This window comes from Nocardia sp. NPDC004340 (assembly GCF_053602575.1).
The window spans coordinates 282268-296836 of record NZ_JBSGDW010000004.1; the positions used below are offsets into that span (position 1 = coordinate 282268).

Below are 14569 nucleotides of genomic sequence, written 5' to 3' on the forward strand. Positions count from 1 at the left end.
AGCTCAGAGGTCCTTCAGGCAGAACGTCGTCGGCTGCTCGGTCAGCGTGATGACCTTGTCGGCTTCGGGGCCGCACAGGTTCTCGTCCGCCTGGCCGTCGATCCGGGTCAGCACCTGGAAACTCGCGTTGGTCGAACCGCATTCGGCGTACTGATAGCCGGTCATCATGCTCTCGTGATAGCAGGCGCCCGTCTGGAAATTCGGCGCCAGGCACAGGTAGGCCATCGAGGCGCCGTTGAGCGTCTCCTCGTAGGAGGTGTAGTCGGCGGCGCACTCGGCCTTGGCGCTGGAGTGCTTGGCCACCTTGTACACCGCCTTCGGGGAGGCGCAGTCCACCGGCTCGGTCTTGGAATTGATCATCGACCCCTCGATAACGTTGATGCAATCGCCGACCTTCGAACGCCCGGTATCGGACTTGCCCGCGTCCTTGATGGACTCCGCGCCCTTCTGGACCGCGGAGCAACCCGCCAGCGCCACCGCCGAAGCCACCAGCACGACCGGGAGCAGCCGCCGCCACTGTCGCTTGTTCTCCGAGCTCACTCGCACCGAATCCACGTACCTCTCCCACTCATGATCGCTTCGAACCTCGACTACCCAACCCGGTGCGCGATCGGCGAGCATCCGTGAAACCACGGGATAGCCCGGGAACCGTACCGATCCGGCAGCACGTTAGGCTCCGGCCGGGGCCGTTCGCTCGGAAAGGAGTGCGCGATCGAGCCATTCGTCGGCCGGGTCCGGGAACTCAGCACGCTGGACGCGGCACACCGCACCTCCGGCGACCGCCGCGTCTTCCTGGTCGAAGGGCCGGCGGGGATCGGAAAGTCCCGGCTGCTGGCCGAATCCGCCGACCGCGCCCGCGCCGCCGGACTGCGCACGATCGCCATCGCGGCCACCGAATACGAACAATCCACCCCGCGCCACGTGCTCGCCACCCTCAGCGAGCAGCTCACCAGCGACGCGGATGCGATCACCGGCGACGGCGCGCAGGGCGGACCAGTGAATCCCCTTGTCGCGGCGCTCGACAACCGGGAATCCGCTCGGTGGCTGGGGGTGCGGCTCGGGGGCACGCCGACGGTGCTGATCCTCGATGACGTGCACTGGGCTGACCGTGCGTCCCTCGAGGTGCTGGCGGGTCTGATCCGGCAGTTACCCGACCGGGTGGGCGTCATCCTCGCCTATCGCGCGGGCCAGTTTCCGCCGGAACTCGCCGCGGCGGTGCGCGCGCCCCGAATCGTCGTGACACACCTGACCGTGCCGCCGCTGTCCGAGGACGAGGCGACCGCCCTGCTCCCGGAGATCCCGCCCGCGCGCCGGGCCCGGCTCGTCGAAGCGGCACACGGCAATCCGCTGTACCTCCAGGTGCTGGCCGAGCTCACGCCCACGGAACTGGACGAGACGCTGCGCGCGGAGGGGCCCGCACCGACCGGGCACGGTCACGCGGCGCTGGACCGCACGCTGCGCGCCGAACTCGCGCACCTGCCGCCCCGAGAGCGGCTGGTCGCCCAGGCGGTCGCCGTCTGCGGCGCGACCGCCGACACCGAATTGCTCTGCGCCACCGCCGAAGTCACGCGCCCGGAACTCGACGCCACCGTCGACGACCTGGCCCGCCGCGGCTGGCTGACCCTCACCGGCGGCGTCATCGACTTCCGTCATCCCCTCATCCGCACCGCGGCCTACCGTCTGCCCGGCCCCGCCTGGCGGGCCGCCGCCCACGGTCGCGCCGCCGAATTCCTGCGCGGCGTCGACGCTCCCGTCCTGGCCCGTGCCCGCCACCTCGAGCACGCCTTCGGCGGCCGCGATCCGCTCGCCGCCGCCGAGCTGGTCCAAGCGGCCGAGCAGGCCCTCACCACCGCGCCCGCCACCAGTGCGCGCTGGATCGAAACCGCCCTGCACCGCACGCCGGATCCCGAAACCGGCTACCCGGCCCGGCTGCTGCTGGGCCGGGCGCTGCTGCTCTCCGGGGCCGCCGACCGTGCCCGCGATGTCCTCGAACCGCTTCTCCCACACCAGGATCCGTCACCGCACGCGAGCGATCCCACGCTCGGCTCCGCGCAGGTAGATGCGACCTCCGCGACCGCGGCATCCGCGATGGCGGAACGCGGGGAGGCGGTGCTGCTGTACGCGCGATGTGAGCGGATCCTCGGACGGGTCGACAGCGCACGGCAACTGCTGACCCGCGCGATCGAGGGCCTCGCACCGGCCGACAGCGGTTCGGTACAGCTGGAACTGGCCATTCTGGAATCACAGGACAATCGGGATCGCGAGGCCGGAGCCAGAATTCGGGCACTGTACGAGTCGGGGGCCGTCCGGGACCCCGCCATCGGGGCGGCCGCCCGCACCCTGCGCAGCATGCAGCAGCTCAACGACCTGAACATCGATACCGCACGCACGGAATACCGCGCCGCCGAGCGAGAGTTCGCGGGCCTCACCGACACCCAGCTGCTCGACGGCGTCCACGCCGTCGCCGCCCTGGGATGGATGGCGTACTTCCTCGACGACCAGGCCACCGGCCTGGCTCACATCGAACGCGCCATCCGGGTCAGCCGCCGCCGCGGCCACAGCTTCGTCCTCCCCGAACTGCACACCGTCCACGCCTACTCCCTCGGCAAACTCGGCCGCTACGACGACGCCCTCGCCGCCGCCGAGGACGCCCTGGAAACCGCCCGCCTCCACGGCTATCCGGGCATCGCCCCCCTCGCGGGCGCGATCAAACTCCGCGTCCTGGAAGACATCGCCCCCACCGAGGAAGTAGCCCGCTGGTGGCGCACCCTCGACGCACTCCCCCGCCCCGCCATGCACTGGTGGCGAGGCGTCGTCGAAGCCGCCCTCGCCGAAATCGCCGGCCGCCTACCGAACCCGGCAGGCCTACCCCCCGCCACGCCGCCCCACCCCGCCTTGGCCGCTACCAAGCTCGAGCCCACGTTTGAATCGCCGGTCCCGGCCGGGTCCAGGGCCGCAACCATGCCGCCGGGCGCCAACGGTTCCGACAGCGCAACCGCGACCGGGTCCACGTCGTCGGATATCCCAGCGCACGCGCGGCCCGCGGCCCGAGCCGAGTCGCGTCCGCATCCGATGCAGGCCGCCGAATTCGCCGTCGCCGCACTGGGCTGTGTCGCGCAACGCGATCTGGAGACCGCGTCGGTGCTGGTGGCACGGGCGGAGGAGGCGGCCGAGCGGCTGGGAATTCCGGGGCAGCAGGCGGCGGCAGCTCGGGCGCGCGCCGGATATCTGTGCGCACGAGGCGATTTCGACGAGGCCGGGCGGGCAGCCGAGGCCGCCATCACCTATTACGGCCAGGCGGGGATGCCGATCTTTCGCGCGCAAGCCATGCTGTTGGCCGCCGAGATCGCGGGGCAGCGTGGGGATTTCACGACGGCGACCGCTCGAATCGCGGCCGCGCGTGCGGAATTCACGGCGGCCGGAGCGCACGAGTTGCTCACCGCCGCTACGGCCGCGCAACGCAAGCTGGCGGGGCATCGCGGCGTCAGCGGCCCGAACGCACTGACCGAACGCGAGCGCGAGGTGGCCGAACTGGCGGCCAGGGGGCTGACCAATAAAGCGATCGCCGAGCAGCTCTACCTGAGCCCGCGCACCGTCGAGGACCATCTCGGTCGGATTCTGCGCAAACTGGGCATCACGGGGCGGGCGGGCATCGCGCACCGCCTCACGGAACTCAGCCGGTGATTTCCCACTCGTAGACGGTGAGCTCCGACGCGCCCGTGGTGTGGATCGGGTCGGTGTGGATCAATTCCTGTGCGGCGGTCAGGTTCTCGGCGGTGATGACGTAGGCGCCGCCGGTGCCGTCGGTGAATTTGCCGGTCTCGACCAGCTGACCGCGGTCGCGGACCTGCGCCAGCCATTCCTTGTGCGGGACGGCGACGGAATCGTCGAAGCGCGGGGTGCGCATGGCCATGACCAGATATTTGCGCACCCTGCGCCTCTCCTTCGAACTACTTGTCGTCGTCGGCGACGGTCGAGCGAGTGGCCGCGGCGGCGGCCCGCACCTGCGGAGCCACCTGGACCACCTGGCCGAGCACGCCATTGATGAACGACGGGGAATCGTCGGTGGACAGCTCCTTGGCCAGCTCCACCGCCTCGTCCACGGCCACCACCGGGGGAACGTCGTTGGCGTGGAACAACTCCCACACCGCCACCCGCAGGATGGCGCGGTCCACGGCGGGCAGCCGCGGTAGCGTCCAGTCCTGCGACAAGTACGACTCGATGGTGCCGTCCACCCGGTCCAGATCGTCGGCGACGCCTTCGACCAGGACCCGGGTGTAGGGGTTGATCGGCGCGATGGACTCCTCACGCACCGCCAGGGAGACCCGCTCGGAGAGCAGGTCGGCCGGGTCGATGTCGCGGGCTTCCGCCTCGAACAGCAGATCCACCGCACGCCGACGCGCCTTGTGCCGTGCGCCGAGCTTCTTGAAAGACTTCTTGTCCGATTGATCGGCCACGGAAGACATTATCCGTCGCGTCAGTTGTTGACGCGGCTGATGTAGCTGCCGTCGCGGGTGTCGATGCGCAGCTTGTCGCCCTGGTTGATGAACAGCGGCACCTGCACCTCGGCGCCGGTCTCCACGGTGGCGGGCTTGGTGCCGGCCGAGGAGCGGTCGCCCTGCAGGCCCGGCTCGGTGTGGGTGACGATGACGTCGATGGCGACGGGGAGCTCGACGAACAGCGCCTCACCCTCGTGCATGGCGATCTGGACGGCCATGTTCTCCAGCAGGAAGCCCGCGTTGCGGCCCAGCAGCTGCTCGCTCAGGTGGATCTGGTCGTAGGTCTCACCGTCCATGAAGATGTAGTCCTCACCGTCGTGGTAGAGGTACTGCATGTCGCGACGGTCGACGGTCGCGGTCTCCACCTTGACGCCGGCATTGAAGGTCTTGTCGACAACCTTGCCCACGACGACGTTCTTCAGCTTGGTGCGCACGAAGGCGGGACCCTTGCCCGGCTTCACGTGCTGGAACTCGACGATCTGCCAAAGCTGATTGTCGATCTTCAGCACGAGGCCGTTCTTGAAGTCGCTGGTGTCCGCCACTGTCCTCGGATCTCCTACTAGTCGTTGCAACCGCGCGTCAGTCGACGACGGTCAGGTCTTTGCTGGTGCGGGTGAGCAGCTCCGGGCCCCCCTGGCGAACCACGAGCGTGTCCTCGATCCGGACGCCACCGCGGCCGGGGAAGTACACACCTGGCTCGACGGTCACCGCCACGCCATCCAGCAGTGTACCCGTGCCGGTTTTGGCGATTCCGGGCGCTTCGTGAATCTGCAGGCCGACGCCGTGCCCGAGACCGTGCACGAACAGGTCGCCGTGACCGGCCGACTCGATCACCCGACGCGACGCGGCGTCGACCGCTTGGGTGGAGACGCCCGGGGCCAGGGCCTCGCGGCCGGCCTTCTGCGCGGCGCTGACCAGGTCGTACACCTCGCGCTGCCAATCCGTCGGTGCGCCCAGGACGAAGGTGCGGGTCATGTCGGAGTGGTAGCCGCGCGACACCGCCCCGAAGTCGAGCTTCACGAAATCGCCGGTGGCCAGCACAGCCTCGGTCGGACGGTGATGCGGGACAGCCGAATTCGCGCCCGCCGCCACGATGGTCTCGAAGGACACCGCCTCCGCGCCGTGCTCGAACATGAGCCATTCCAGGTCGCGGGCCACCTGCCGCTCGGTGCGGCCCGGACGCAGACCACCGCGTTCGAGCAGGGCGGCCAGGGCCGCGTCGGCGGCGTCGCAGGCCGCGCGCAGGCAGTCCACCTCGTAGTCGTCCTTGACCATGCGCAGCTGCTCGACCAGGCCCGACACCGGGACCAGGTCCAGGCCGGTGCCCAGGGCGGCCAGGCCGCGATGCTGTTCGACGGTGACCACGTGGCTCTCGAAACCGACCCGTCCGGTCTGCCACTCCCCCGCGATCTCCATCACCCGGCGCGCGCACGACCGGTTGATCTCGGCGCGCAGATCCGGCACCTGCACGCCGACCTGGGTGAGATAGCGGCCATCGGTGCTGATGATGGTGCGGTCCTCGCTGGAATCCCAGGCGTAGACCAGCAGCGCGGCGTTCGACCCGGTGAAACCGGTCAGGTACCGGACATTGATCAGGTCCGTGACCAGCAGCGCGTCGACACGGTTCTCCACCAGCAGATTCCGCAGGCTGGCCCGGCGCAGCGCGTAGTCGGGTCGCCGGGCCGGATCGTGATCAGCAGACATGCGTCAAAGCTACCGCCGACACGCCGCGACACGGGCCCGCAACACGTGAATGGGGTGGATAGGGAAACCCCGGTATTCACAACCGAAGCAGTTGTCCACATTTCGCGACGGCACCGCCCACGCGGGCCGCGGACGCGAGAACCTCGAAGCATGAATTGGACGGCGATGCTGGTGCTCACGGTGTGGTGCGCGGCCCTGAGCGCCTTCGATGCGCGGGAGCGCCGGCTGCCCGACGCCCTCACCCTGCCCGGGGCGGTGGTGATCCTCGGCTACGGATTCGCCGTGGGCACACCCGAATTGGCGGTGGCGGGCGGGCTCATGCTCGCGCTCCCCTACCTGGTCGTGCACCTGTGCTGCCCGCCCGCACTCGGCGCGGGGGACGTGAAACTCGCGCTGGGCCTGGGCGCGGCGACCGCCCTGGGCGGAGCCTGGACCTGGTCGTGGGCCGCGCTGACCGCACCGATGCTGACGGCCTGCGCCGCGGCGGGAACACTCATGACGCCCACCCTCGGGACCCGCATCCCGCTCGTTCCGGCTCCACCGTGGTCGCCGGGCGGGCGCGGCAGCGCGCGGCCGGTGAATCGCGCGGTGATCCGTGTGTGGCGCGAACCACCGCGCACAGTGGCATCGGCGGCCGCCGGGCGAGGTGGCGGCGTGGCGGGCGAGGTCGCGACGCTCGCGCACGGGCCCGCCATGTGTGCGGCGAGCGTGGTGGCGTTGCTGGCCGGGCGCTGACATCGGGTTCGCGCGGGCCGTGTGTCCGGGCACCTCGGTATTCATGAAAGGATGTCACTCGTGTTGCGCTGGATAACTGCCGGAGAATCCCATGGTCCTGCTCTCGTCACCATCCTCGAGGGGATGGTGGCCGGTGTCGAGGTGACCTCCGCCGAGATCGGCGCGCAGCTGGCCCGGCGTCGACTCGGGTACGGGCGTGGCGCGCGGATGAAGTTCGAGGCCGACGTGGTGACCATGGTCGGCGGCGTGCGGCACGGCCGCACCATGGGCGGACCGGTCGCCATCGAGGTGGCGAACTCGGAGTGGCCCAAGTGGACCCAGGTCATGTCCTCGGACCCGGTCGATCAGGCCGAGCTGGCCGAGCTGGCGCGCAATGCGCCGCTGACCCGTCCGCGTCCCGGCCACGCCGACTACTCGGGCATGCTCAAGTACGGCTTCGACGACGCTCGCAATGTGCTGGAGCGCGCCAGCGCCCGGGAGACCGCGGCCCGTGTCGCGGCGGGCACGGTCGCCAAGAACTTCCTGCGTCAGGCGCTCGGGGTCGAGGTCATCTCGCACGTGGTGTCGATCGGCGCGGCCGCCAACACCACCGGTGTGGTGCCGACCGCCGCGGATCTGGACGCCATCGACGAGTCGCCGGTGCGCGCGTTCGACAAGGACGCCGAGGCGGCCATGATCGCCGAGATCGAGGCGGCCAAGAAGGACGGCGACACCCTGGGCGGTGTGGTCGAGGTCGTCATCGAGGGCCTGCCGGTCGGCCTGGGCTCGTTCACCTCCGGTGAGGCGCGCCTGGACTCGCGGCTCGCGGCCGCGCTCATGGGCATTCAGGCCATCAAGGGCGTCGAGGTCGGCGACGGTTTCGAGACCGCCCGCCGCCGCGGCAGCCAGGCCCACGACGAGATGCGCCCGGGCCCCGACGGCGTGCTGCGCTCCACCAACCGGGCCGGCGGCCTCGAGGGCGGCATGACCAATGGCGAGGCGCTGCGGGTGCGCGCGGCCATGAAGCCGATCTCGACGGTGCCGCGCGCGCTGTCGACGGTGGACATGACCTCCGGCGAGGAGGCGGTGGCCATTCACCAGCGCTCCGACGTGTGCGCGGTCCCGGCCGCCGGTGTGGTCGCCGAGGCCATGGTGGCGCTCGTCGTTGCGCAGGCGGTGCTGGAGAAGTTCGGCGGCGACTCGCTGCCCGAGACCATCGACAACATCCACGCGTACCTGAAGCGGATCAACGCCCGCCCGCACATTCCGGGCAACGCCGGGCAGTGACCACCGAGGACAGTGCGGCGCCGGGCGAAACCGACCGGCCCGCACCGAATGTCGTCTTGGTCGGCCCGCCGGGCGCGGGCAAATCGACCATCGGGCGCAAGCTGGCCCGTGAGCTCGGCGTGGAGCTGTACGACACCGACGCCGGAATCGAGGAGCGCACCGGGCGCACGATTCCGGAGATCTTCGCGACCGACGGCGAGCCGGAGTTCCGGCGCATCGAGGAAGAGGTCGTCCGCGACGCCGTCCTCGCCGGGCACGGCGTGGTGTCGCTGGGCGGCGGCTCGGTGCTCTCGGCGGCGACCCGCGAACTGCTGCGCGACCGCACGGTCATCTACCTGGAGATCAGTGTCGGCGAGGGCCTGCGCCGGACCGGCGCGAGCACCAATCGCCCGCTGCTCAACGGCGACGACCCGGCCAAGAAGTACCGCGAACTGATGAAGACCCGCCGCCCCCTCTACCGCGAGGTGGCGACCGTGCGGGTCCGCACCGACGGCCGCAGCCCCGGCCGCGTCGTCCGCATGATCCTGGCCAAACTCGGTATCGAGCCGGTCGAGCGCCCCGAGGACCCGGCCACCGACACCACGCCCGCCGAGTCGGCCGCGTCCTCCCGCTCCCGCGCGCGCCGCAAACGCCGCCGGGGCGGCAAGGGCCGCGGCGAGAACACCGCGACCGGAACCGAAACGACCACCGCCACGGCCGATTCCAGTGCTCCCGAGCGCAATGGCCGCGGTCCCGGCGGCCGGTCCGAGGACAGCGCCGAGGGAGCCGAGACCACGAAACGCGGTCGCCGCAACCGCCGTTCGCGCCGCCGGGGCGGCCGGGCCACCGAATCCGGTAGGCCCGCCACGGTTTCCACGACCGCACCGGCCACCGACTCCGGCACCGCCGCCTCGGAACGTCCGGTCGGCGGACGGCGCCGCCGCGCCGCGCGCGCGGCCGGTGCGCCCTCGAACCCCACCGCCGGTGGCCAGAGTTCGTCCCAGGCGGCATCGGCGGCGGAGACCACCGCGGCCGCCGCGCGCCCGGATACTCCCGCCGCGCAACCAGGTTCGGACCGGGCCTCGGGCACCGTGGCGGCGCCCGGTAGCGGCCGGTCCCGCCGTGCCCGCGCCAGACGGGCACGCGCGCGGGCGCGCGCCGAGCACAGCGCAGATCAATCCGCACAAGCAGAATCGGAGCAGCAAGCATGAGCGAGCCGACTCGCATCGAGGTTCGTACCGCGGACCCGTACCCGGTGATCATCGGGCGGGGCCTGCTCGGGGATCTGGTCGACGAGGTGACCGGACGGTCCGCGGTGCGGACCGTCGCGATCTTCTATCAGCCGCCGCTGGCCGAGACCGCCGAGGTGGTGCGCAAGGCCCTGGTGGACAAGGGGATCGACGCGCACCGGGTGGAGATCCCGGACGCCGAGGCCGGTAAGGATCTGCAGGTCGCCGGGTTCTGCTGGGAGGTGCTCGGGCGGATCGGGCTGACCCGCAAGGACCTGATCGTGAGCCTCGGCGGCGGCGCGGCCACCGACCTGGCCGGATTCGTGGCCGCCACCTGGATGCGCGGCGTCGACATCGTGCACGTCCCGACCACGCTGCTGGCCATGGTGGACGCCGCGGTCGGCGGCAAGACCGGCATCAACACCGAGGCCGGCAAGAACCTGGTCGGGTGCTTCCACGAACCCGCCGCGGTCATGGTGGACCTGGCGACCCTGGAGACGGTGCCGCGCAACGAGATCGTGGCGGGCATGGCCGAGATCATCAAGGCCGGTTTCATCGCCGACCCGGTGATCCTCGAGCTGGTCGAACGCGACCCGCAGGCCGCGCTGGACCCGACCGGCGACGTGCTGCCCGAGCTGGTGCGCCGCGCCATCCAGGTCAAGGCCAATGTGGTGGCCGCCGACCTGAAGGAATCGGATCTGCGCGAGATCCTCAACTACGGCCATACCCTGGGCCACGCCATCGAGCGCCGCGAGCGCTACCGGTGGCGGCACGGCGCGGCCGTCTCGGTCGGCCTGGTCTTCGCCGCCGAGCTGGGCCGTCTGGCCGGACGTCTCGACGACGAGACCGCCGACCGGCACAAGACGATCCTGGAGAGCATCGGCCTGCCGACCACCTACGACGCCGACGCGCTGTCGCAGCTGATGGACGCCATGCAGACCGACAAGAAGACCCGCTCGGGCGTGCTGCGTTTCGTGGTGCTCGACGGCCTGGCCAAGCCGGGCCGCCTGGAGGGCCCGGACCCGAGCCTGCTGGCCGCGGCCTACTCGGCCATCGCCCGCGAGGACGGCCCGACCGGCGGGGCCATCCTGCTGTAGGACACGGCCCGCTCGTAGGACACGGCGGTAGTCACGACGACGCCCGTCGCCGGGAATCGGCGACGGGCTTCGTCGTATCCGGGCGGGTCAGCCGCCCTGCATCCGGATCTCGGAGTCCAGCAGCGCCGCGTACTCGACCAGCGCCAGTTCCTGCGGATCCGAGCCCAGCCGAGCCAGCACCTGGGACCGGTCGATCAGCCTCATGCCCGGCGCGTCGGCGCCGGTGGCTACCTGCGTGCGGCCTTCGGCCAGCACCAGACATGCTTCGGGGTCGTCTGCGGCCAACAGTCTCCGCAGATCAAGAGCGGTGACAGTATCCATAGCCATATTCTGCCCCCACGATGTCACCGCCGATCCGGCAACTCGTCGGCCCCGCGGAATCGGGACGCTGCGGAAAGCGGCGCGCAAACGAAAAACCCCGCGCCACAAGGAATGTGGCGCGGGGTCGAGTTCAGCGGGAGCGTCAGGCGCTGACCGGCTCCTGGGTCGGCGCGGCGGGGGCCGACTTCTTGCCCTCGCGGCCGACCAGCCAGCGGCCGAGCACCACGCCGAGCATGACCGGGATGAAGATCAGCAGCACGATGAACGCGGCGGCCGAGGTGACATTGAAGACCAGGCCCTGGTCGCCGAGATCGAAGCCGGGGATGAAGTCGAGGATCCAGGCCACCAGCTGGGAGCCCACACCCGCGGCCAGCGCCGCCTTCAGCCAGCGCATGGTCAGATCGGTCCCGTGCTCGGGATCCGGGTTGGCCTGGCGGTCGGAGCGGCCGTCCAGCAGGCCCCACATCACGACGGCGCCGACCAGGACGATCAGGCTCAGGATGCGCATCCACACACCCGCGGTCGGCCAGTACCGCATGCCCACCCCGAGCAGCGTCTCCAGCACAACGGTCAGCGCCCCCAAGCCCACGGCGCGCAACACCCACGCATTCATGTGATCACCTTAACCCTGCGCGGCCGCCCGGCCGAACCAAATGAACTGAAACTTGTTACAGAACCTTAGCCGACCGGGGCGTCAGGCCCCATCCGGGGCCGACACGCTCCGGCCGAGCAGGTCCGCACCACCGCCCATGCGCCGTAGCGCCGGGCCGCCATGAACAGAAGTCGATGGTCCGATCCGCGCCGACCCGATCCGGAGGCACTCCGACGACCGCGATCACTCCCGCAGCGCGGCCGCCATCTCCGCGCGCGGAGCGGGCTTCCCGGTGAACTGCTCGACCTGGCCGTAGGCCTGGTTCAGCAGCATCTCGAGGCCGCTCACCACGGTGTGGCCCGCCCGTTCCACCGCGGCGGCGAGCGGGGTGGGCCACGGGTTGTAGATGGCGTCGAGCACCACCGGCGCCGCGGCCACCGAATCCGCCACGGCCGCGGCCGCTTCCGCGGGCACGGTGCTCACGACGGCGTCGACGTCGGAGCAGACGAACAACAGGCCCTCGGGGTCGAAGCCGAGGATCTCGGCCGACATGCCCAATTGCTCCGCCAGTTCCAGGGTTTCGGCGGCGCGACCGCGGTCACGGGCCACGATGGAGACCGTGTGCGCGCCCAGATCGGCCAGGGCCAGCAGCGCGGGCCGGGCGGTGCCGCCCGCGCCGAGCACCAGGGCACGCGAGATCTCCTGCACGCCCGCGCCTTCCAGCGCGCCGCGCACGCCGTCCACGTCGGTGCAGTCGGCGCGCCAGCCGGAGTCGGTGCGCACCAGCGTGTTCGCCGATCCGACCAGTTCCGCGCGCTCGGTGCGCTCGTCGGCGTACGCGAGCGCGGCGACCTTGCCGGGCATGGTCACCGACAAACCCACCCATTCGGGGCCGAGTCCGTCGACCAGTCCGGGCAATTGCTCGCCGGTGCACTCGATGCGCTCGTAGGTCCAGTCCAGGCCCAGCGCCCGGTAGGCGGCCAGATGCAGCTGCGGCGAACGGGAGTGGGCGATCGGGCTGCCGAGCACGGCGGCCCTGCGCTTACCGTCCACTGTCGAGAATTCCACTCTGCCTGGCCTTTTCGATATTGCGCAGGTGCTCGTTGTAGTTCTCGGTGAACAACGTGGTGCCCTGCTTGTCGATGGTGACGAAGTACAGCCACGGGCCGGGCGCGGGATTCTCCATGGCGCGCATGGCCCCCAGCGACGGCGCCGAGATCGGCGTCGCGGGCAAGCCGGGCATGGCGTAGGTGTTCCACGGGGTCTTGTGCGCGCGATCGGAGTCGGTGGTGGCGACCTCGGTCTTGTCGAGCGCGTAGTTGACGGTGGAGTCGAACTGCAGCGGCTGCTGCGCGGCGAGCCGGTTCACGATGACCCGCGCCACCTTCGACATGTCCTGCGGCAGCGCCTCACGCTCCACCAGCGACGCCGCGATGAGCGTGTCGTAGGCGCTCAGGCCGTTGGCCGCGCCAGACTGCATGAGCCCGGACGCCTCGTAACTGCTCGCGCTCGCGGTCACCAGTTGCTTGAGAATGTCCTGCGGGCCCGCGGTCGGATCGAAATCCAGGGTGCCGCCGGCGATCAGGCCCTCGAGCTGACGAGAGCGGTCCGGCACGGTCTTGACCCGTTCCAGCGCCCACGTCGGAACACCCAGCGCCATGGGATCACCCGTGGACCCGGCCTGGTCGAGCTGCTCGTAGGTGACGCACTTGGCGGCGCTGCCGGCGCCGACGCAGCTGGCCTCCGCGATCTTGCGGTAGATGCCGTCCTTGCGGGCGCCGGTGTTGACGTCGCTGGAGTCGTGCAGCTGGCGGCCCTCGGAGATGACCACATTGCCGACCCGGGCGTCCTTGCCGAACAGCGCGGTCACCGCTTCGGCGCCCTTGCTGTGGCTGGGGATGGCGTAGTACCCGGGCTGGATGGAGTTCATGTTGGTATTGCGCACGGCCGCTTCGTAGAACGCGCCGCTGCTGGCCACCACGCCCTTGTCGGCCATGGTGTCCGCGATCTGGGTGGCGGTGTCGCCGGGCTTGATCTGGATGATCGCCAGCGGGCCCTGCGGTCCGGAGAAGTCCTCGGGACCGCCCAGCTTGCCCAGGAACTTCCAGCCCGCGAAGCCGACCGCGCCGACGAACAGGATCGCGAACACGCCCGCGATGACGAACAGGTTGCGACGCCGGCGCTTGCGCTCGGCGGCTTTCCGCGACGCCATCCGGGAACGCTTGGGCCGCTGGCCCCGGCCACCGCCCACCTTCCCTCCCGCGCGGCCGGGCCGCTCGGTGCGGCGGCCACGGTCGGCCCGTCCGCGCTCGGTGCGCGGGGGAGCGCTGCGGCGCGGGGGTTCCGGGTCGAGCGGGGGGTTGTCGTCGAACTCCTCGCCCGCATAGGGCTCACCCTCGTAGAGCTCGTCCTCGTAGCGCGGAATGACGGTGGTGTCGTCCTCGTAATCGTCCGCCTCGGACCAATCGAGATCGTCGCGGCGATAACGCCGTTCGGCGTTCTGCCGGTAGCGTTCCTCGGCCCGCGTCCAGCGGTCGGTCATGCGTCCTCACCACGCGGCTTCAATAGGGCACTCCGTTCGTCCAACCATCCTTGCAGGATCGACACGGCGGCGGCCTGATCGATGACCTGCCGCTGCCCGCGTGCGCGAACTCCACTGTCTCGCAACGCACGTGCAGCAGACACCGTAGTCAACCGTTCGTCGGAAAGTCGCACCGGCACGGGTGCGATGAGGTTCCGCAAACGTCCCGCGAAGGTGGCCGCCAGCTTAGCCGACGCGCCGCTCTCCCCGCGTAAGGTGCGCGGCAAGCCGACGATCACTTCGACCGCCTCGTACTCCCGCACAATCTCGGCAATTCTGGACAGATCGGGCGCGAGTGTTCCGGGCGCGACCTTCTTGGTCTTCGGCACGGTTTCGACCGGGGTGGCGAGCAGACCGTCGGGATCGCTGGAGGCGACACCGATCCGGACCGAACCCACATCGATGCCGATGCGGCGGCCACGCCCCGGATCGGCCTCGACGCTGGGCCGTTCGGACGCGAAGCCGCGCCCGTCCGCGGACACCCCGGACGCCTCGGTGGGCGTCCGGGCAAATCCGGAGGAATCTCCCGAATCAGTCCGCGATGTGGCCGGCTCCGGCCGTGCTGT

At 70.6% G+C, this 14569-nt stretch carries 14 protein-coding genes and 1 pseudogene; 5 read left to right on the top strand and 10 right to left on the bottom strand.

The window, feature by feature from the left end; genetic code table 11:
• Window positions 1-3: 3 nt before the first annotated feature.
• Window positions 4-555: an LppU/SCO3897 family protein gene (locus tag ACWEOI_RS17885; protein WP_452360297.1), complete on the bottom strand. Its 552-nt coding sequence runs from the start codon at window positions 553-555 to the stop codon at window positions 4-6.
• A 195-nt stretch (window positions 556-750) separates the two neighbouring features.
• Between ACWEOI_RS17885 and ACWEOI_RS17890 the strand changes: the two genes are divergently transcribed.
• Window positions 751-3684, top strand: coding sequence for a LuxR C-terminal-related transcriptional regulator (locus ACWEOI_RS17890; RefSeq protein ID WP_452360646.1), 2934 nt, complete (start codon window positions 751-753; stop codon window positions 3682-3684).
• Here the strand turns inward: ACWEOI_RS17890 and ACWEOI_RS17895 are convergent.
• From ACWEOI_RS17895 to ACWEOI_RS17910, 4 genes are read right to left on the bottom strand one after another with little or no spacing between them, the layout of a single operon-like run.
• Complete coding sequence (locus tag ACWEOI_RS17895) at window positions 3674-3931, bottom strand: YciI family protein (RefSeq protein ID WP_433672755.1); 258 nt, start codon at window positions 3929-3931, stop codon at window positions 3674-3676. The genes ACWEOI_RS17890 and ACWEOI_RS17895 overlap by 11 nt on opposite strands.
• Window positions 3932-3950: 19 nt before the next feature.
• On the bottom strand, window positions 3951-4457 hold the full coding sequence (gene nusB / locus ACWEOI_RS17900) for a transcription antitermination factor NusB (protein WP_357083402.1): 507 nt from the start codon (window positions 4455-4457) through the stop codon (window positions 3951-3953).
• Between the two features lie 20 nt (window positions 4458-4477).
• The gene (gene efp, locus ACWEOI_RS17905) at window positions 4478-5041 is read right to left on the bottom strand and encodes an elongation factor P (protein WP_357083405.1); all 564 of its coding nucleotides are present in this window, start codon (window positions 5039-5041) and stop codon (window positions 4478-4480) included.
• A 37-nt stretch (window positions 5042-5078) separates the two neighbouring features.
• On the bottom strand, window positions 5079-6203 hold the full coding sequence (locus ACWEOI_RS17910) for a M24 family metallopeptidase (protein ID WP_433672754.1): 1125 nt from the start codon (window positions 6201-6203) through the stop codon (window positions 5079-5081).
• 150 nt (window positions 6204-6353) lie between these two features.
• On the opposite strand from ACWEOI_RS17910, the gene ACWEOI_RS17915 reads away from it, so the two are divergent.
• The 4 genes and pseudogenes from ACWEOI_RS17915 to aroB all read left to right on the top strand — a co-directional run bounded on the left by ACWEOI_RS17915 (window position 6354) and on the right by aroB (window position 10509).
• Window positions 6354-6938, top strand: coding sequence for a prepilin peptidase (locus ACWEOI_RS17915; RefSeq protein ID WP_452360298.1), 585 nt, complete (start codon window positions 6354-6356; stop codon window positions 6936-6938).
• Window positions 6939-6989: 51 nt separating this feature from the next.
• A complete protein-coding gene (aroC, locus tag ACWEOI_RS17920; RefSeq protein WP_433672752.1) occupies window positions 6990-8204 on the top strand; it encodes a chorismate synthase in 1215 nt (404 codons plus the stop codon).
• Window positions 8201-8740 (top strand): annotated as a pseudogene (locus ACWEOI_RS17925) (shikimate kinase); the annotation flags it as partial. The gene aroC and the pseudogene ACWEOI_RS17925, both read left to right, overlap by 4 nt.
• A gap of 650 nt (window positions 8741-9390) precedes the next feature.
• Complete coding sequence (gene aroB, locus ACWEOI_RS17930) at window positions 9391-10509, top strand: 3-dehydroquinate synthase (protein WP_452360299.1); 1119 nt, start codon at window positions 9391-9393, stop codon at window positions 10507-10509.
• Between the two features lie 87 nt (window positions 10510-10596).
• On the opposite strand, the gene ACWEOI_RS17935 is transcribed toward aroB, so the two are convergent.
• The 5 genes from ACWEOI_RS17935 to ruvX all read right to left on the bottom strand — a co-directional run bounded on the left by ACWEOI_RS17935 (window position 10597) and on the right by ruvX (window position 14485).
• Entirely contained in the window at window positions 10597-10830 is a 234-nt protein-coding gene (locus tag ACWEOI_RS17935) for a hypothetical protein (RefSeq protein WP_433672751.1), read from the bottom strand.
• Window positions 10831-10972: 142 nt separating this feature from the next.
• Window positions 10973-11443, bottom strand: a complete 471-nt coding sequence (locus ACWEOI_RS17940; protein ID WP_433672750.1) for a B-4DMT family transporter — start codon at window positions 11441-11443, stop codon at window positions 10973-10975.
• A gap of 222 nt (window positions 11444-11665) precedes the next feature.
• Window positions 11666-12490 (bottom strand): shikimate dehydrogenase, encoded by an 825-nt coding sequence (locus ACWEOI_RS17945; RefSeq protein ID WP_452360300.1) that lies wholly within the window; start codon window positions 12488-12490, stop codon window positions 11666-11668.
• Window positions 12465-13964 (bottom strand): endolytic transglycosylase MltG, encoded by a 1500-nt coding sequence (locus ACWEOI_RS17950; protein ID WP_452360301.1) that lies wholly within the window; start codon window positions 13962-13964, stop codon window positions 12465-12467. Before ACWEOI_RS17950 ends, ACWEOI_RS17945 begins: the two co-directional genes overlap by 26 nt.
• On the bottom strand, window positions 13961-14485 hold the full coding sequence (gene ruvX, locus ACWEOI_RS17955; RefSeq protein WP_433672747.1) for a Holliday junction resolvase RuvX: 525 nt from the start codon (window positions 14483-14485) through the stop codon (window positions 13961-13963). Before ruvX ends, ACWEOI_RS17950 begins: the two co-directional genes overlap by 4 nt.
• Window positions 14486-14569 lie beyond the last annotated feature (84 nt).

Bases quoted from the DNA above. Each gene is read 5' to 3' on its own strand.
- ACWEOI_RS17915 (WP_452360298.1), top strand. From the start codon at position 6,354: ATGAATTGGACGGCGATGCTGGTGCTCACGGTGTGGTGCGCGGCCCTG.
- ACWEOI_RS17950 (WP_452360301.1), bottom strand. From the start codon at position 13,964: ATGACCGACCGCTGGACGCGGGCCGAGGAACGCTACCGGCAGAACGCC.
- ACWEOI_RS17910 (WP_433672754.1), bottom strand. From the start codon at position 6,203: ATGTCTGCTGATCACGATCCGGCCCGGCGACCCGACTACGCGCTGCGC.
- aroB (WP_452360299.1), top strand. From the start codon at position 9,391: ATGAGCGAGCCGACTCGCATCGAGGTTCGTACCGCGGACCCGTACCCG.
- aroC (WP_433672752.1), top strand. From the start codon at position 6,990: ATGTCACTCGTGTTGCGCTGGATAACTGCCGGAGAATCCCATGGTCCT.
- ACWEOI_RS17935 (WP_433672751.1), bottom strand. From the start codon at position 10,830: ATGGATACTGTCACCGCTCTTGATCTGCGGAGACTGTTGGCCGCAGAC.
- ACWEOI_RS17940 (WP_433672750.1), bottom strand. From the start codon at position 11,443: ATGAATGCGTGGGTGTTGCGCGCCGTGGGCTTGGGGGCGCTGACCGTT.